At 42.6% G+C, this 17,365-nt stretch carries 16 protein-coding genes; 14 read left to right on the top strand and 2 right to left on the bottom strand.

Annotation, left to right across the window (positions count from 1 at the left end; all coding sequences use genetic code 11):
- Nucleotides 1-31 precede the first annotated feature (31 nt).
- From V1500_RS23635 to V1500_RS23620, 4 genes are all read left to right on the top strand, one after another.
- Nucleotides 32-862, top strand: a complete 831-nt coding sequence (locus tag V1500_RS23635; RefSeq protein ID WP_409303169.1) for a flagellar hook-basal body protein — start codon at nt 32-34, stop codon at nt 860-862.
- A gap of 73 nt (nt 863-935) precedes the next feature.
- Nucleotides 936-1,196, top strand: coding sequence for a DNA-directed RNA polymerase subunit beta (locus V1500_RS23630; protein WP_409303167.1), 261 nt, complete (start codon nt 936-938; stop codon nt 1,194-1,196).
- Between the two features lie 117 nt (nt 1,197-1,313).
- The gene (gene fabZ, locus V1500_RS23625) at nt 1,314-1,745 is read left to right on the top strand and encodes a 3-hydroxyacyl-ACP dehydratase FabZ (RefSeq protein ID WP_409303165.1); all 432 of its coding nucleotides are present in this window, start codon (nt 1,314-1,316) and stop codon (nt 1,743-1,745) included.
- 399 nt (nt 1,746-2,144) lie between these two features.
- Nucleotides 2,145-2,495, top strand: coding sequence for a hypothetical protein (locus V1500_RS23620; protein ID WP_409303163.1), 351 nt, complete (start codon nt 2,145-2,147; stop codon nt 2,493-2,495).
- A 52-nt stretch (nt 2,496-2,547) separates the two neighbouring features.
- On the opposite strand, the gene V1500_RS23615 is transcribed toward V1500_RS23620, so the two are convergent.
- Nucleotides 2,548-2,979: a YwpF family protein gene (locus tag V1500_RS23615; protein WP_409303161.1), complete on the bottom strand. Its 432-nt coding sequence runs from the start codon at nt 2,977-2,979 to the stop codon at nt 2,548-2,550.
- Nucleotides 2,980-3,336: 357 nt separating this feature from the next.
- Here V1500_RS23615 and ssb point away from each other — a divergent pair, with 357 nt between their 5' ends.
- From ssb to V1500_RS23575, 8 genes are all read left to right on the top strand, one after another.
- Nucleotides 3,337-3,699, top strand: a complete 363-nt coding sequence (gene ssb / locus V1500_RS23610; protein ID WP_409303160.1) for a single-stranded DNA-binding protein — start codon at nt 3,337-3,339, stop codon at nt 3,697-3,699.
- A 20-nt stretch (nt 3,700-3,719) separates the two neighbouring features.
- Complete coding sequence (locus V1500_RS23605) at nt 3,720-4,085, top strand: hypothetical protein (RefSeq protein ID WP_409303159.1); 366 nt, start codon at nt 3,720-3,722, stop codon at nt 4,083-4,085.
- 373 nt (nt 4,086-4,458) lie between these two features.
- Nucleotides 4,459-5,469, top strand: a complete 1,011-nt coding sequence (locus tag V1500_RS23600; protein ID WP_409303157.1) for an ABC transporter ATP-binding protein — start codon at nt 4,459-4,461, stop codon at nt 5,467-5,469.
- Entirely contained in the window at nt 5,444-6,412 is a 969-nt protein-coding gene (locus tag V1500_RS23595; protein WP_409303155.1) for an ABC transporter ATP-binding protein, read from the top strand. Before V1500_RS23600 ends, V1500_RS23595 begins: the two co-directional genes overlap by 26 nt.
- A 52-nt stretch (nt 6,413-6,464) precedes the next feature.
- Complete coding sequence (locus V1500_RS23590) at nt 6,465-8,075, top strand: ABC transporter substrate-binding protein (RefSeq protein WP_409303154.1); 1,611 nt, start codon at nt 6,465-6,467, stop codon at nt 8,073-8,075.
- A 161-nt stretch (nt 8,076-8,236) separates the two neighbouring features.
- Nucleotides 8,237-9,241: an ABC transporter permease gene (locus tag V1500_RS23585; protein ID WP_409303153.1), complete on the top strand. Its 1,005-nt coding sequence runs from the start codon at nt 8,237-8,239 to the stop codon at nt 9,239-9,241.
- A 12-nt stretch (nt 9,242-9,253) separates the two neighbouring features.
- Nucleotides 9,254-10,162 (top strand): ABC transporter permease, encoded by a 909-nt coding sequence (locus tag V1500_RS23580; protein WP_409303151.1) that lies wholly within the window; start codon nt 9,254-9,256, stop codon nt 10,160-10,162.
- Nucleotides 10,163-10,765: 603 nt separating this feature from the next.
- Complete coding sequence (locus V1500_RS23575; protein WP_409303149.1) at nt 10,766-14,515, top strand: S8 family serine peptidase; 3,750 nt, start codon at nt 10,766-10,768, stop codon at nt 14,513-14,515.
- Between the two features lie 62 nt (nt 14,516-14,577).
- Here the strand turns inward: V1500_RS23575 and V1500_RS23570 are convergent, their stop codons facing one another.
- On the bottom strand, nt 14,578-14,955 hold the full coding sequence (locus tag V1500_RS23570) for a hypothetical protein (protein WP_409303147.1): 378 nt from the start codon (nt 14,953-14,955) through the stop codon (nt 14,578-14,580).
- Between the two features lie 240 nt (nt 14,956-15,195).
- Here V1500_RS23570 and V1500_RS23565 point away from each other — a divergent pair, with 240 nt between their 5' ends.
- Nucleotides 15,196-16,275, top strand: coding sequence for a peptidase M3A and M3B thimet/oligopeptidase F (locus V1500_RS23565; RefSeq protein ID WP_409303146.1), 1,080 nt, complete (start codon nt 15,196-15,198; stop codon nt 16,273-16,275).
- A gap of 10 nt (nt 16,276-16,285) precedes the next feature.
- Complete coding sequence (locus V1500_RS23560; RefSeq protein WP_409303144.1) at nt 16,286-16,669, top strand: hypothetical protein; 384 nt, start codon at nt 16,286-16,288, stop codon at nt 16,667-16,669.
- The last annotated feature ends 696 nt before the right edge of the window (nt 16,670-17,365 follow it).

Genomic DNA, 17,365 nt, shown 5'->3' with positions numbered 1-17,365 from the left:
AGTAGTTTAACCAGAAAAGGGGGGAGAAAAAATGAACAGAACGATGATAACTGCAACGAATACCCTTGGGCAGCTTCAGAAAAAAATGGATATAATCAGCGGAAACATCTCCAATATCCAGACAAATGGATATAAGCGAAAAGAAACATATTTTAATGATTTGCTGGTCCAGCAACTCAATAATCAGCGTGGAGACCAAGCTCCAAGATTGACACCTCAGGGCCTCAGGCAAGGTAATGGCGCAAGAATCAGCCAGGCAATGATCACATTAAGCCAGGGGGCGATCAAAAATACAGAAAGACCTTTGGATGTAGCCCTGGAAAAAGAAGATTTGTTCTTCCGTGTTGGTGAAGGGAATAATATAAGATTGACCAGAGACGGTGCATTCTTTCTGACCCCAGTTTCTGATGGGTCTAATCAGATGATGCTGGTGACGGGAGATGGGCATCCGGTTCTTGATGATGCTGACCAGCCAATTATAACGGACGGAAATATAAAACAGGTCACATTTGCAAAAGATGGCCAGCTCAGAGTCGAATTGGATAACGGCGGCGAACAGGTTTTTGACCTGGGTATTGTTTCAGTCCAGAAGCCACAATTATTAGAACGTGCGGGCGATAATTTGCTTGGTCTTCCAGCCAATATGGCTCAGCTCGGGATTACTGAACAGGATATCATGACAAGGCTGTATGGCGCCAGGAGAGAGGAAATCTCGGTGCGGCAGGGAGCACTTGAAGGTTCCAATGTAGACCTTTCTCAAGAAATGACGGATTTACTTACTGTCCAAAGGCAGTATCAATTCCATGCCAGGGCAGTCACGCTTGCCGATCAAATGCTTGGGTTGGTAAATGGAATTCGATAACGACTTTTCCGGTTTCCGTATTGTGCGAGAATATTACTGATGAAACAGGATTGAAGGAGCTTACGAATAGCGCATGGAAGAGAAAAAATTGACCAGAGAAGAATTTAAGCGGCAGCAAAAAGACACAAAATCAGCGTCTGATGAGAAAGCGAAAGTAAGGATCAGGCTGATTCCCATCTGGCTGAGGCTCATTGTAGTAATTGTTCTGATCGTTATTTCGATGCTTGCAGGAGCAATTGTAGGCTATAGTGTAATTGGCGGCGGTAAGGCAACAGATGTGTTCAAGAAGTCTACCTGGACCCATATTATAGACCTTGTTAATAAGGATATGTAAGAGACAGAAACCCAGTGCAGTCGTCCCGCGGTTTCTGTCTCTTTTTTACGGGCGGCATGGTCATTCATATTTTCATTATGTTATCATAGAAGCAGTGATTATTAGGAGGTCATAAATATGTTGGACATAAAGCAAATTAAAGAAATCATTCCGCATCGCTATCCGTTTTTATTGGTCGACAAAATCTTGGAAGTGGAAGATGGGAAGCGTGCAGTGGGCATTAAGAATGTGACCGCTAATGAAGATTTTTTTAATGGGCATTTTCCCGACTATCCAGTAATGCCCGGTGTTTTAATTATTGAAGCCCTGGCCCAGGTAGGAGCGGTTGCCATACTTAAACAAGAAGAATATAAAGGGCGTTTAGCATTCTTTGCCGGGATTGATAATTGCCGCTTTAAAAGACAAGTAAAGCCCGGCGACCAGCTTCGCCTGGAGGTTGAAATGACTCGCCTGCGTGGTTCATTTGGCAAAGGTAAGGCGATTGCAACCGTTGAAGGAGAAGTTGCATGCGAGGCGGAAATCATGTTCGGCTTCGGGGCAAACGAATAAGTGCATCTGGATTTGTGGTGACTACAGTAAATAAATGATGTAAATATCCTGTGTCTTTGTATACATATTCAGGAAGACTATGGGAATTAGAAACTTCTTTTGAACGATTTTTACTGAAAGAGGTTTAAGGGTGAGAAAAAGTGTGTAAATATAGAGTGGAAGCACCATTATTTAATGGTCATCTATTATTTACTTTTTGGTTTGGTAAACCGTAACTTTTTATTCTCCCTTTTTTAAAGGTCAGGCTTTAATAGCCTGGCCGATTTTTTTTGCCCAAAAATGAATCAGGAAGCTTACTAAGATGTTTTTCCTGTCTATATTTTTGAATGTATTGGAGCAGAATATGAGTAGGACCAGGACTCACAGGTCAAGTACATAGGGAAGGGAGGTTTGGGCATTTTGAAAAAAAGACTTCTTGTCTTACTGATTGGCTCTTTCATGTCAACCATGCTGCTGACTGGCTGCGGCGATAATGACAATGATAATCCCGCACCAGAGGATAACAACGGGAACCTTGAACAAAATGATATGAACAATCGTAACGATGACAACGATAACAATATTGATGCTCCTAATTTAGATGACGATAATAACAATTTAAATAATAACAACAGGGATAATAATGACGCAGAAGATGGCGATTTAGACCCTACCAATGATAATGAAGATAATGACGACGGCGGCAGGGACATTATTGAAGACGACACAGGTCTTGACCGAAACAACAATAATAATGATGATGACAGGTAAATACAAAAAGGGTCGGCTTGGTAAAAATTCCAGCCGGCCATTTTTATGCTGATTACTTATTAAGTGCGGATAGCTTGGGACGGCTGCGGATTTTTTCTTTAAATTCTTCCAAAAGCTCTTGGCCGTCGAATCCTTTGTCCACTAAATTTTCAAGGAGCAGTTCAGCATACTTGCTGCGTGTTTTACGGAGATGTCCTTCGAGAAGTATGCTGGCGTGACCGTCTACGGTTTGCACGGTCCGTAAGGTAGTTTTAAACGAAACCGGATCATTGTCCTTTTTGGTAATGACCGCTTGGACAAGCAGCTCATCATCTTGATTAAAATCATCGAATAAAGCGAGAATCTCTTCTTTAATAAAAGCTTCGATCAGCCAGGTAGATTGATCGTCTTCTTTATTGATGATTAATCCATCGGAAAGCTCAACCTCTACATAATCATTCGATTTAGTCAATATTTGAAGCGAAATGAGCTTAAATGTTTTCATGGCAGTACCTCCTATTCTTTTACATCATTTTGTCCGCAGATCCTTTTTGGAATCCATTCGTGTTATTAGCATAACTGATAAACCTCAATATTTAAAAGGAAAAAAGCCTTTTTAATTTGATTGTGTCTGAGGAAAATGGGCTGGTTGTGTTGCAATGATGAACAAGTTTTTTTCTAAAAAATTTATTCATTCTATATAAAACTGGATTATTAATCAAAATGCATACAAAAAAATCTGTTTTGTAGCATATATTGTAGTTTTTTGTCATCTAGAATGGCAACTTGGACTATTTTTGCCGATTTTTCAGATGGTCAATTTTAGAATATGCTTATTGCAAGCAGAAAGGAGATGAATAAAGTGATCAATCAAGTAACCTTAGTAGGAAGGTTGACTCGGGACCCAGAGCTGCGGTATACGCCGGAAGGAAAAGCTGTTGTAAATGTTACATTGGCTGTAAACCGTAATTTTCGGAATGCCAGCGGAGAATATGATGCAGATTTCGTCCAATGTACCATCTGGCAGAGAACGGCCGAAAATACAGCGCAATATTGCAGGAAAGGCTCAATCATCGGGATAACCGGGAGAATACAAACCAGGAGCTATGATAATCAAGAAGGCAGAAAAGTATATGTTACGGATGTAGTTGCAGAATCTGTCCGATTTGTTGGACAACGGCCCCAAGAGCAGAAAATGGAAGTACCACAGGCATTAGAAATTTAAATCCGGAGAGGAGGGTTGTTATGGCTGGTGTGAAAGAACAGTCATTACAGTGCCGTTTTTGCAGGCATAATATATTAGCGGCTCAGATCGATCGAGATGTGGCAACAGCCGGCTTTGAACAGCGTTTTAATCGAATGGAAGAGATCATTGGGGATCTTACAAGAATTATTGGGAAAACCCATGTAAAAGCAAGCAATACTGAATTCCTTATCGTGCAGCTTCAAATGGCATCAGAAAGCTGGGAACAGAAATATAAAATGCTGGAAGAAAAGAATGATGAACTATCCCGAAGGCTTATGGCACTGGAACAGTCAGGGCTTCCTTGGCTGGCCGTTGATAAGCCGCTACTCATTAAAACAACACGCCTGCAATCCCTCACCAAATAATCATTATAAACCTGGAATATTCTCCTTAAAACTCACCCCGCAAGAATCCTCTCTAACCTTCACAGAAAGATAAAAAATTCCTCATACCTGCTTCATTTTATTAAAGGCCGCCCAGGCATTTAATAATACAAATTTGATGAAAAAAGCTTGAGACTGCCAAAATTAAGGCAGTCGTTTTTTGTAGAGAAAAAATTTTTTACTGGATTAGAAACCGACATATTTCCCGGAAATATGGGAGCTTTTTACTATTCGTATTATTCTGTATTAATACAATATTCGGATTTTAGTATTGTGTTATTTTCTCAAAAATGGCATAATTCAGAGTGAACTCATACAAGCAGCGGGTTGGCAAGGAGAGAGGAGTGAATGTTATATGATCAATCCCATTATTGAAGTAAAGGGATTACGAACCAGCTTTCTTACGGATGATGGAGAAATACCAGTCGTTAATGACATAGATTTTCATATAAAGCCCGGCGAAGTTCTCGGCATAGTGGGAGAGTCAGGCTGCGGGAAAAGTGTAACCTCTCTTTCCATTATGGGGCTGCTCGATTCCCGGACAGGCAAGGTTGACGGAGAGATACTATTTAATGGAGAAAACCTGGCAAATGCGTCAGAAGCAAAAATGAGAAAGATTCGCGGCAATGAAATCGCAATGATTTTTCAAGAGCCGATGACCAGCCTGAATCCTGTTTTTACAATAGGAGATCAGTTGATAGAATCCTTGCGTATACATAGGAAATGGGACAAGAAGAAAGCTCGGGTCAAAGCAGTCGAAATGCTTCAGCTTGTCGGTCTTGCGAGAGCGAAGGAGCTTTTAAACGAATACCCCCACCAGTTGTCCGGGGGCATGAGGCAGAGAGTCATGATTGCGATGGCCATGATCTGTGAGCCAAAGATGCTGATTGCGGATGAACCTACGACTGCACTTGATGTTACCATCCAGGCTCAGATTCTTGAGTTAATGAAAAAGCTTAACAAAGAGACAAATACCGCCATCATGATGATTACACATGATCTTGGAGTAGTCGCTGAAATGTGCGAGCGGATCGTTGTCATGTATGCTGGAAAGATCGTCGAGGAAGGCGATGTAAAATCAATATTCCAAAATCCAAAGCATCCATACACAGTGGGCCTTATTCAATCCGTTCCGGATATGCGGGAAAAGAAGGAGAGGCTTTATTCCATTCCTGGCAATGTCCCTAAGCCGGGGTCACTGAAGATTGGATGCCAATTTGCTCCTCGGTGTCCACATGCCATGGACATATGCATAAGCCAGACTCCTTCTCTTACACCTTTCGAAAACGGACAGCAGGTTCGCTGCTGGCTGTATGAAGACCAGAAAGGAGCAGACAAGCATGACAGAGCCATTGGTCAAAGTTGAGAATTTGAAGAAGCATTTTCCGATAAAGGGAGGATTGCTTGGTAAAACGGTTGGCGAAGTAAAAGCAGTCGATGGCATATCCTTTTTCATAAATAAAGGAGAAACGCTGGGACTGGTGGGTGAAAGCGGCTGCGGCAAGTCCACCACCGGCCGGCTGCTGCTCCGGCTTTTAGAGGCAACTGAGGGGAAGGTCTATTTCGAGGGCAAGGACCTTAGAGCACTTTCAGAGAGTGAAATGCGAAAAATGCGCAGGGAGATGCAAATGGTCTTCCAAGATCCGTTTGCTTCATTGAACCCACGCCATACAGTGGAAAAAATATTGGAAGAACCGCTGATTGTGCATGGTGTAAGCAGCAAGGCAGAAAGAAAAAAACGCGTAAAAGAGCTGCTTGAGGTGGTTGGGCTGAGCAGCTATCATGCGAAGCGCTATCCGCACCAGTTCAGCGGCGGACAGCGGCAGCGGATTGGGATTGCGAGGGCGCTTGCTGTTAATCCTAAATTGATTATTGCGGACGAGCCTGTCTCGGCATTGGATGTGTCCATACAGTCACAGGTCCTAAACCTGATGCAGGATTTGCAGAAGGAATTTGATCTCACCTATCTATTTATCGCGCATGACTTGGGAGTGGTACGCCACATAAGCGACCGGGTGGGTGTCATGTATCTAGGGCATATAGTCGAACTTGCAGACAGTGAAAAGCTATATGAAAATCCAAAGCATCCATATACAGAGGCCCTTCTCTCAGCGGTTCCGATACCGGACGTGGAATTTCAGAAGGAGCGCATCATCCTTAAAGGGGATGTGCCGAGCCCTGCGAACCCGCCTCTCGGATGCCCTTTCCACACGAGATGTCCGAAGGCGATGGATGTATGCTCATCAGTCAGACCTGTACTGAAAGAAATTGAACCAGGCCACTACGCAGCTTGTCATTTATATGAATGACATCGCGTACTAATATTTTTTGGCAACTATATAAAAATTGGGGGATAGAAACATGAAAAAAACATTGTGGTTGTTTTTAACACTGGCCCTTGTTTTGTCGCTTGCCCTTACAGGGTGCAGCAGTAACAAGGAAAGCGGAAGCAGCAGCTCCGATGGCGGTGGAGACAAAGGCGGCGGGATGCTAATCTACGGACGTGGCGGAGACTCCACTTCCCTTGACCCTGCCATGACTACTGAAGGTGAATCATTCATCGTAACGGAACAGATTTATGAAAACTTGGTTCAATATGGTGAAGACAATACTGAAATCGAACCTTCTTTAGCGAAGGAGTGGGAAATTTCTCAGGATGGCTTGACATATACCTTCAAGCTGAATGAAGGGATTAAATTCCATGATGGATCTGATTTCAATGCAGATGCTGTCGTGAAGAATTTCCAGCGTTGGGCAAAGAGCAAGGACGAAGCCAAATTCGCTTATTATGCTTCCATGTTTGGCGGATTCGAAGGTGACGAAGGCCATGTAATCAAGGAAGTGAAGGCAGCTGATGCAAACACAGTCGTGTTCACTCTTGCACGTCCTCAGGCACCGTTCTTGAAGAACTTAGCCATGAGCCCATTTGCAATTGCCAGCCCTAAGGAATTTGAAAAGGGCGGAGATGCATTAAAGAAGAATCCGGTCGGAACAGGACCATTTAAATTCAAATCTTATAAGGCGAATGACACAATAGTAGTAGTCAAAAACGACAATTACTGGAGAAAAGGATTGCCTAAGCTGGATGGAGTTACTTTTAAGGTCATTAAAGACAATTCAGCGCGTTTGAATGCTGTAATTAAGGGTGAAATCGACTTAATGGACGGTTTGAATCCTAGTGACATCAGCAAGGTAAAAGAGAACAGCAAGCTTCAATTATTCGAGCGCCCTTCCATGAATGTTGGCTACTTTGGATTTAACGTTGAAAAAGAACCTTTCAATAAAAAAGAAGTACGCCAGGCAATCAGCCACCTGATTAATAAAGAAGATATCATCACCAACTTCTTTGAAGGTACTGCAGAGCCTGCGAAGAACCCAATGCCACCATCTGTCGGCGGGTATAACGATGAAGTTCAGGACTACGAGTACAATGTAGAAAAAGCAAAGGAATTGCTCAAGAAGGCAGGACTTGAAAAAGGATTTAAGATGGACCTTTGGGCAATGCCAGTTCCACGCCCTTACATGCCAAACGGACAGAAAGTTGCTGAAGCGATCCAGGCTAGCTTAAAGCAGGTCAATATTGAAGCAAATATTGTTACGTTTGAATGGGGTACTTATCTTGAAAAGGTTCAAGCTGGAGAAGCACCTACTTTCATGCTTGGCTGGACCGGAGATAACGGAGATGCCGATAACTTCCTTTACACATTGCTAGACAAAGATACAATTGGTTCCAACAACTATTCTCGCTACAGCAATGAGCAGGTTCATAAGCTTTTAGTTGAAGCACAAACTGTATCTGATGAAGATAAGCGAAATGAACTATACAAACAAGCACAGGTTATTATACATGAAGATGCACCATGGGTTCCGCTTGTACACTCTAAACCGCAATTAGCTGGGTCTAGCGCAATTGAAGGCTTCGTACCGCATCCAACAGGCTCCCAGTCCTTTATAAACACGTCGTTAAAGTAATTTTAATGAAATTGGGGAGTATGGCTGGTTCATGCTCCCTATTTTTATTTGTTATATGCACGATGAGCTGACGGTCGATACATAGGAAGGAATTCCAATTGACTGCAAAATCAATTTAATTTATTACAAGATAAAGATGTTATATAAAAGAGGTGAATATAATGTTCGCTTATACGATCAGGAGGCTGGGGGCACTAATACCAGTACTGCTCGGAATGGCATTCATAGTTTTTATGATGATCCGGGCTATTCCCGGAAATCCGGCCCAGCTTATCCTGGGGCAGCAGGCTACCAAAGAAGCTGTGGCTGCTCTTACAAAGGAACTGGGCTTGGACCAGCCTTGGTTCAGTCAATTCTGGGACTATTTAACAGGTATCTTCAAGGGGGATCTGGGGGTTTCTCTTAAAACGGGCGTACCTATATCAGAGGAGCTTTGGCCATATCTGGCTGCTACACTGGAGCTTTCGCTGGTAGCGATGATATTCGCAGTTGTAATCGGTGTGAATGCTGGAATTGTATCAGCATGGTTCCAGAATTCATGGTTTGATTATGCTGCTATGGTTCTTGCTTTGATTGGCGTATCAATGCCGATTTTTTGGCTCGGTTTAATGGAGCAATATATCGTATCCATTCAATGGGATCTATTGCCGACCACTGGAAGGGATAACATAAGGGACCCGGTAGAAGCAATCACGAATCTTTACTTAATAGATACCCTTCTCGCCGGCAGAATGGACCAATTCATCGAGGTCATTAAGCATCTTATCCTGCCTGGGTTTGCGCTCGGGACAATACCGATGGCAATTATCGCCAGGATGACACGTTCCTCGATGCTGGAGGTTATGCGTTCTGACTTTATCCGGACTGCACGTGCAAAAGGGATGAGAATGTTCTGGGTTGTGTACAAGCATTCTTTAAAGAACGCTTTAATCCCGGTTGTGACGGTGATTGGTCTTCAAACGGGCCTTTTGCTCGGAGGAGCCATTTTGACAGAAACCATCTTTGGATGGCCTGGAATTGGTACATATATTTACGATGCAATCGGTTCAAGGGACTACCCGGTCATTCAATCAGGCATTTTGGTCATTGCAACCATTTTTGTACTCATTAACCTGCTTGTCGATCTGTTATATGCAGCGATCGATCCGAGAATCAAGTATAAATAGGAGGGGAGAATCATGGCGGAACTTGCGAATAATGCACCTCCCGTGTTGCCTGCACAGATCCAGGAAGCTGAGGGAAAAGCCATTTCGCCCTGGAAAGAAGCATGGAGGAATTTTAAAAAGAATAAGCTAGCCATTGTCGGCCTATCAATCGTGGTATTTTTTATCTTAATAGCAATTTTTGCAGATGTGATTGCACCTTATGAATTTGATAAGGTAACACATGCGGATAAACATTTATCACCTTCTTCTGAGCATTGGTTTGGTACAGATGAGTTTGGGCGTGATATTTTGACGCGCATTATTTATGGAGCAAGGATATCCCTGTGGGTCGGTTTTATTTCAGTAGCTGGATCCGTTGTAGTAGGTTCATTGCTGGGAATCATAGCCGGTTATTATGGAAAATGGATAGATTCCATTATTTCTAGAATCTTTGATATTATTCTTGCATTCCCGAGTATTTTGCTTGCCATCGCAGTGGTGGCAGTTTTGGGACCATCCCTCCGAAATGCTCTTATAGCAATTGCGGTTATTAACGTTCCTACTTTCGGCCGGCTGCTGCGATCTAGGGTACTAAGTGTCAAGGAAGAGGAATATATTACGGCAGCCAAATCGATAGGAATGAAGGATTCGAGAATACTTTTCCATCACATTCTGCCAAACAGCCTCGCGCCTATCATAGTGCAGGGATCGCTTGCGATCGCTACTGCCATTATTGAATGTGCGGCCCTTGGCTTCCTCGGTCTTGGGGCTCAGCCGCCGACACCGGAATGGGGCAAAATGCTTGCAGACTCCCGTGAGTTCATTTTGCAGGCACCATGGACAGTTCTTTTTCCAGGCCTGGCAATCATGCTTACAGTATTAGGCTTTAACTTAATGGGTGACGGGCTAAGGGATGCCCTGGATCCGCGGATGAAAAACTAGTATCACATTATATATCTATGATTAATCCTGCCGGGATATTAAGCGGCAGGATTTTTTTGTGTGCATACCGGGGTGCATTGCAAGTATCAATCTTTTGAATAGTAGAGTCAAACTATTTTTTAAAAGGCAGCAGAAAATGAAGGGATAATGGAGATTTTCTAACAGGGTAAATTAGAAAAGGGCTTCATTGCGGTAAAAATTGAATTTTAATAGGATATTTTCATAGGCAGCTGGCTGTTATGATTGAAGTTTAAAAGTATATGCTCGAAATTTCATTATTAAGCTCGAAAATTCATTATTATGCGCGAAATCAGTGACTCTATGCTCGAAACCACTGCTTTATGCGCGAAATCCAGTATTTATGCTCGAGCCCTTCGGTACTCAAGAAATGTAGCGACTAAAAGAAGTTTACGGTTAAGACTCATAGTTCCCCCTTATATTCTGCAAAAATCTCCTATTTTATCGATTCTATAAAAATATGGTCCTTTATACCTGTCGAATCTATAAAAAATAGGGACTATTATACCGCGAACCCTGCTGGTTAAATATGTTACTTTTGTTGGTAGATATAAAATTCTGAATTATCGGATAAGGGGGAGCGACATGTTAATCAAACGCAGCTTTGCGATGTTTTTGATTTTTCTTTTGTCCTTTACGGCGGCAGTCTCGGCAGCTCAGTTGGATCCGCGGGATAGCAGTACAGGACAAAAGGGACAGACCATAAACAAGCAAACAGTAAAACAAAATGCGCTGGATAAGAAATACGGAAGTAAAGACAATGTCCGTATCGTGGTTGAAACAAAAGGAGAGCCTGCGATTTCGGCTGCTCAAAAGCAGGGCAAACGTTATAAAGACCTGCCAAGCAGTACGAAAAAACAATTGAAGGCTGACAGGCTGGCCGAACATAAACGCGTCAAGGATCAGGCAAGAAAAAAGAATATTAAGTTCCAAGAAAAAGAGGCTTTCACCACGGTTGTAAACGGCTTTAGCGCCGAGGTGGAGTATGGACAAATCGAAAGCCTTAAATCGATTCCAGAGGTAAAAGAGGTCCATATCGTAAATGAATATGAGCGTCCAGAAGAAAAACCGGACATGCTGTACAGCAAAGAAATGGTTCAGGCTCAAGCGGTATGGAGGGATTACGGATATAAAGGGGAAGGTATGGTTGTCGGGATCATCGACACCGGTATCGACCCGTCACATCGCGATATGGTATTAAGCTCTACTTCTCCGCGTGACCTTACATCTTCCAAGGTTACGGAACTGGCAGCTGCGAACGGTTTGCCAGGAAAATTTTATTCTGAAAAAGTCCCATACGGTTATAACTATATGGATGAAAATGAGGAGATTCGTGATTTAGGCCCGGATGCTTCTATGCACGGCATGCATGTCGCAGGAACTGTAGGCGCAAATGGGGACGAAGAGAATGGCGGCATCAAAGGAGTTGCGCCAGAAGCCCAGCTTCTTGCATTAAAGGTCTTTGGGAATGACCCGGCTGTTTCTACTACGTGGGGAGATATTTATGTAAAAGCCATTGATGACGCAATCGTTTTGGGAGCGGACGTGCTTAACATGAGCTTGGGCTCAACGGCGGGATTTGTAAGTCCTGAAGATCCTGAACAGCAGGCTGTCACACGCGCAGTGAATAATGGTGTTGTCATGTCCATCTCTGCAGGCAACTCTGCGCATTTCGGGAACGGTTTTGCGAATCCATATGCATCAAATCCTGATATAGGAGTATCGGGTGCACCTGGACTGTCCTATGATTCCATTCAGGTTGCTTCTGTAGAAAATAATTTCATGGATTTGGATGCTGTTACCTATAACATTGACGGCACATCGACCAAAGCTCCATTCATGTCGGCAAGCAGTGTCCATCCTAACACTTTGGATCAGAAAACATATGATCTTGTGTATGCAGGGTTAGGTAAACCAGAAGAACTTGCTGCAGTAGATGTAAAAGGCAAATTTGCGTTGATTCAACGGGGAACTATCGGCTTTGTAGATAAGGCGAAAAATGCCCAGGCTGCAGGTGCTGCAGGTGTCATTATCTATAATAATGTGGACGGCTTTGTTTCTATGGCAACCGACTCAAGCATTACGATCCCACAGCTCTTTATGCTGAAATCTGATGGGGACAAAATCCAGGCTGCGCTTGCTGCCGGAAAAACAGTCCCGGTTACATTTAATGGCGACAAGGTAAAAGCAGCTAACCCGTCTACAGGAAAAATGAGTGATTTTACATCATGGGGATTGACTCCGAATCTGGATTTCAAACCGGAAATCACAGCACCAGGCGGACAAATCTATTCAACCTTGAACAACAATGAATATGGCATGATGAGCGGAACCTCAATGGCGGCACCGCATGTATCCGGAGGATCTGCCCTCGTTCTTCAAAGGGTGGATAAGGACTTTGGTGCAGCTGGATTTGATCGTGTAGCACTTGCCAAAACACTTTTAATGAATACAGCTCAGCCATTGGTTGATAAAGGAACAGTGAATGCAGCATTACAATGGAATCTTCCGTATTCGCCGCGCCGCCAGGGGGCAGGTGTGATGCAGCTGCATTCGGCTCTAAAAACACCTGTAGTAGTCACCGAAGCATCTACCAAGGAAGCAAAAGTAGCGCTTAAAGAAGTAAAAGGAAATACTTTTAATTTCGCTTTAACTGCACAGAACTTCAGTGACCAGGCTGTAGAATATGATGTAAATGCAAATCTTCAAACTGATTATTCAAGAGCTGGGCAGCTCGGCTATAGTGCCAATGTGCTGGAAACACAGAAGATCCTGGATGCATCCATTAAAGTGAATGGTTCGGACAATGCGAAAGTGAGAGTGCCAGCTAAAGGATCTGTAACGTTCGAAGTCACTGCCGACCTTTCAAATGCTAAGGTTTTGGCTAATGACATAAAAACGCCGGTTGCAATTGATACAGTGTTCCCTAACGGTTATTTTGTGGAAGGATATGTTACCTTAAAGGATTCTTCCGACACAAATCCTGAGCTGCATGTTCCATATGCAGGCTTCAAAGGGAACTGGGACAAGGCACCGATCATTGACGGTTCTATTTACGATAACCCGGACAATTCCTTCTATGGTTTGACAGGTGCTGTAACTACGGCTGGAAACAGCTTTAACTTCCTGGGTGAAGACGTCGTTACGGGTGCTTTAAGCAAAGAAAAGATTGCATTCTCTCCGAATAATGATGGCGTCCAGGATGATGTGATCCCGATTCTATCATTCTTAAGAAATGCGAAATCAGTAGAGTACAGTATTCTAGACACAAACGGGAAAGTGCTGCGCAAACTCCGTACGGAAAATAATGTCCGTAAGAATTATTATGATGGCGGTAAAAGTGCCATGTACTCACTGGATCCTGTACGCAAATGGGATGGAAAGGTGAAAAATGTACTTACTGCGGATGGCCAATATGTTTACCAGGTCAAAGCAGTGATCGATTTTCAGGGAGCGCAGGCCCAAACCTTCAATATTCCGGTAAAGGTTGATACAGGTCTCCCGTCGGTGAAGTTCGCCAAGAAAGGCAAGGTCCTTACGCTTAGCGGCTCTGACAATGTGGGCGGCTCAGGCTTGCACTATTATGATGTACAAGTCGACGGAAAATCGATACTGGGTGATAAGCCTCTTGCACCTGCTACAAAGGAATATACAATTCCGGACACAGTCACCGGCTCAAAAGTTAAAGTAATAGCCGTTGACTTTGCAGGCAACTCAGCATCAGCTGAGGGCAATCTCAATGCTGATACACCGGAATTGGATACTACCATTCCTGAAATCCATATACAGAGCCCTGAAATATTGAGCGTCTCTTCCATGAGCTCTGTCACGATAGCCGGTTATGTGGTTGAACCGTCAGGAGTGAAGGAATTTACAGTAGATGGGAAGGCTGTTCCGCTGACATACGATTCAGTGAACAAAAGATACACCTTCTCGACCACGAAAACATTTACTGATGGTGTCCATAGCATTATCGTAAAAGCTACGGACAATGCGGGCAACTCTACTTCAATTAACAGAAGGGTGATCGTGGATTCGAAGGCACCGACTCTGACGATCAGCGGACTTCCGAAAAAAAATACTGTATCAGCTACGGGAGACAACCCTAAAGTCAGTGTTACTGTAGCGGATAACTTTGATGAAATCAGGCTGTATCTTGACGGCAGTGAAATTTTCTATAATGAATTTAAAGAGCCGTATGCGATGAGAAGCTTCCAGAAGACAATCAGCGGCATTGAACTGGAGCTTACAAAAGGAAAGAATACATTTGTATTCGAAGCGACTGACCTTGCAGGCCACAAAACCACAAAAACAGTCGTAATCACAAAACAATAATAATGAAAAAGAGGCAGTCCCCTAAAAAAGGGGCACTGCCTCTTTTATTGCATTATATTCAGTTACACTTGTATTTCATCTTTTGCCTTGGTCCAAACCTCGCAAAGATATCTCGCATCTGCCGTGAGCCATCCCTGTGCTTCCGGCTTCTTGATCCATTCCTGGTTCTCTATAAAGATCCGCTTCGCATAGGAGAGATTCAGATCCCTTATGGATTCATTGATCAGGTTTAATATTTTCTTTTCTGTTTTGGAGAGGGTGCCTTTCATACTTTCATCACTGATGATTTTGACCAGTTGTTTAGCATCGTCATTCAGCAGCTGGTAGGCTTTATTTTCCGTAATCCGGTTCCATTCGCTTGAGATCATGTGACGCGCCTGGGCATATTTTCGTTCATCACATAAACTGTTTACGATTTGTGCAATCCCTTCTATACGCATATAAACCTCTCCAATATAAAATAGTATAATTAGATTTTCTCGTTTATGTAAAATGTATAAGCACATAGGTATTTTATCACATGTCCCAGCTATTGGTAATCGATATTTTTAAAAATGTTGGTATTTAATACCTGTAACTTGAGTTGTATAGCAGCACCGAAATATTTTTTATAAAAAAACAGGGTTTCTGCTATTGAAATAGAATAAGCATAAAATACTATTTTTCGGGAGTTGCAGAACATGATAAAACTTGATGAGATTTATTCAAAAATACACAGGCTGGGTGTGGAGCATTTAAAGCTGAGCTGGACGCTCTATACAACCGGCTATGACTTCGGCATTCAGAAGCAATATGAACAATTGGTCGATGCATTAAAGGATGAAAAAGCCTTTGAAATCGTCAAAGAATACTATGAGCAGGAACTATCGCCAGTGGAAGCGAGGAAGGCCGAGCTCGTTTTTAACACTTTCAAACCTTATCATCAGTCTAAAGAGCTGAATGAACTAAATATGGCCATTCAAACGAAAACAAACGAATTATCCAAAGTGCTGAATACCTTCCGTTTTCAGTTTGGCGGAAAAGAGGTATCCTCTGTTGAATTGAATCAGGTATTAAACAGTGAGGATGACCGGAAGCTAAGGGAAGAAGCCTATTTAGCAAAGAATCAGATTAATAAAGCATTGGTTGATGCAGGATTCATTGAGCTGATTAATCTGCGAAAAGAATATGCCAGGCAATATGGCTCGAAGGATTTCATCTCGTTTAAGCTGGAAGAAAACGAACTGGATAGTTCAATTTTTGAAAATTGGCTTCCGCAGCTTCATGAAATCCTGCCGGCTATGAAAGAAACGAGGGGCAGATATGCGAATGAGTTTTTACACGATGACCGCATGTTTCCATGGGATGAGGGCTATATTGATGCGAGAATCGCACCTGCATTAAATGAATCTGTTGATATGTCTGATTATTATGAAAATATAGATGAACTATTCCAATTATTTGATATCGACATAGCAAAATTCAATATTACATATGATATTTTTCCGAGAGCAAATAAATCGGAATGGGGCTATAATTTCCCAATTGAAAATGCCAGGGATTCAAGGATATTGGCCAATGTGAAAAACAAATATCATGAATATGGAGTGTTGCTGCATGAAACAGGCCATGCCGTCCATTCCTTCCTGTTAAATCCAGAGGAAGAAATCCTCAACAAGGGAGTCAGCGGCATTATCAGTGAAGGGATCGCAAACCTTTTCCAGGGATTTCTGTACAGTCCCGTTTTTTACAAAAAATTCTTCAAGGATGAGGCATCGTAAGGTCAATTCATTGCGTGCAATAAGCAGAATCCTGTTCGACCACAGCTTGTATAAAAATGATATTGCCACATTGGATGACATTTATGATCTGTATTGGAAAAACCAGCAGGAGGTTTTACAGGAGGGAGCCTATACGGCTGAACCGCCTTGGGCTTTCATGATCCACTTCACAACCCACCCGATTTATCTTCATAATTATTTTATGGGTGATGTAACCTGTGAAATGCTTTCGAAGGTTTTCGAACAAAAGCATGGGTCGGCCATCATAGATAAGCCAAAGGAGTTTGGTGCCTTCTTAAAAGAACAGATCATCAATCCGTCAGGACGTTACAAATATAATGAATTATTTAAAAGGATTAGCGGAGAGGATTTTTCTTTGAAATATATGCTGTAAAGGTTGGCCAGAAGAGGGGCATACATGTCCCTCTGGTTTTTCCAATTGGTGACATTATCGCTTTGAAAAAAGTGTTCCACATGATACCGGATAAACTGATTCAGGGGGATATTACATATTCGCTGACATACATGCTTGATTCCATGTACCTGCTTAGCAGCAGAGGCAATTCAGCGAGTACCCTGGGAAGTGATAGGGAGCCCAATAAAATTACCAATGAATAAGACTAAAGCAGAAAGCCTTCTCATCTCAAGTTTCGATTTAATCGTCATATGCTTCCAATAATCTGTATATATAAAAAACAAATGCAGGCATGATGTATGAGAAAGGTGAAATCGCATGAAACACAAAATCAAACCTGGAATCCAGTAGAATCGATTGCTTTTTATAGAAATTTAGACTTAGAAGCGGCATATGTTATAGAAGAACGGTGGGTAGCTTTTTTTTAGCTGGGGGATGGTGTAAAGAAGGATTTCACCCATTGGGGGAGGTGTCAGAACAGCATTGTTAGCCGGATCACTTTGCGTTTTATATGGAATATATGAGTTTATACGTGTATCCGCTTTTTTAACAGAAAAAAGTATCAGCCTCGAACCGTCCTTTGCATTAGAAATAACTGAACCTATTGGTACATGCTTGGATGCCTGCCGCAGGCTATTATTTTCCCGGCCAGGATAGGAATTCATTAGAGGATAA

Source organism: Peribacillus sedimenti, from assembly GCF_046237635.1.
Lineage (GTDB): Bacteria > Bacillota > Bacilli > Bacillales > DSM-1321 > Peribacillus > Peribacillus sedimenti.
Note: the sequence above shows the minus strand (reverse complement) of the source record. Positions and strands in the feature narration are given on the sequence as shown.

Excerpts from the sequence above, each read along its gene's own strand:
- V1500_RS23635 (WP_409303169.1), top strand. The coding sequence starts at position 32 with ATGAACAGAACGATGATAACTGCAACGAATACCCTTGGGCAGCTTCAG.
- V1500_RS23630 (WP_409303167.1), top strand. The coding sequence starts at position 936 with ATGGAAGAGAAAAAATTGACCAGAGAAGAATTTAAGCGGCAGCAAAAA.
- fabZ (WP_409303165.1), top strand. The coding sequence starts at position 1,314 with ATGTTGGACATAAAGCAAATTAAAGAAATCATTCCGCATCGCTATCCG.
- V1500_RS23615 (WP_409303161.1), bottom strand. The coding sequence starts at position 2,979 with ATGAAAACATTTAAGCTCATTTCGCTTCAAATATTGACTAAATCGAAT.
- V1500_RS23605 (WP_409303159.1), top strand. The coding sequence starts at position 3,720 with ATGGCTGGTGTGAAAGAACAGTCATTACAGTGCCGTTTTTGCAGGCAT.
- V1500_RS23600 (WP_409303157.1), top strand. The coding sequence starts at position 4,459 with ATGATCAATCCCATTATTGAAGTAAAGGGATTACGAACCAGCTTTCTT.
- V1500_RS23595 (WP_409303155.1), top strand. The coding sequence starts at position 5,444 with ATGACAGAGCCATTGGTCAAAGTTGAGAATTTGAAGAAGCATTTTCCG.
- V1500_RS23590 (WP_409303154.1), top strand. The coding sequence starts at position 6,465 with ATGAAAAAAACATTGTGGTTGTTTTTAACACTGGCCCTTGTTTTGTCG.
- V1500_RS23585 (WP_409303153.1), top strand. The coding sequence starts at position 8,237 with ATGTTCGCTTATACGATCAGGAGGCTGGGGGCACTAATACCAGTACTG.
- V1500_RS23580 (WP_409303151.1), top strand. The coding sequence starts at position 9,254 with ATGGCGGAACTTGCGAATAATGCACCTCCCGTGTTGCCTGCACAGATC.
- V1500_RS23575 (WP_409303149.1), top strand. The coding sequence starts at position 10,766 with ATGTTAATCAAACGCAGCTTTGCGATGTTTTTGATTTTTCTTTTGTCC.
- V1500_RS23570 (WP_409303147.1), bottom strand. The coding sequence starts at position 14,955 with ATGCGTATAGAAGGGATTGCACAAATCGTAAACAGTTTATGTGATGAA.
- V1500_RS23565 (WP_409303146.1), top strand. The coding sequence starts at position 15,196 with ATGATAAAACTTGATGAGATTTATTCAAAAATACACAGGCTGGGTGTG.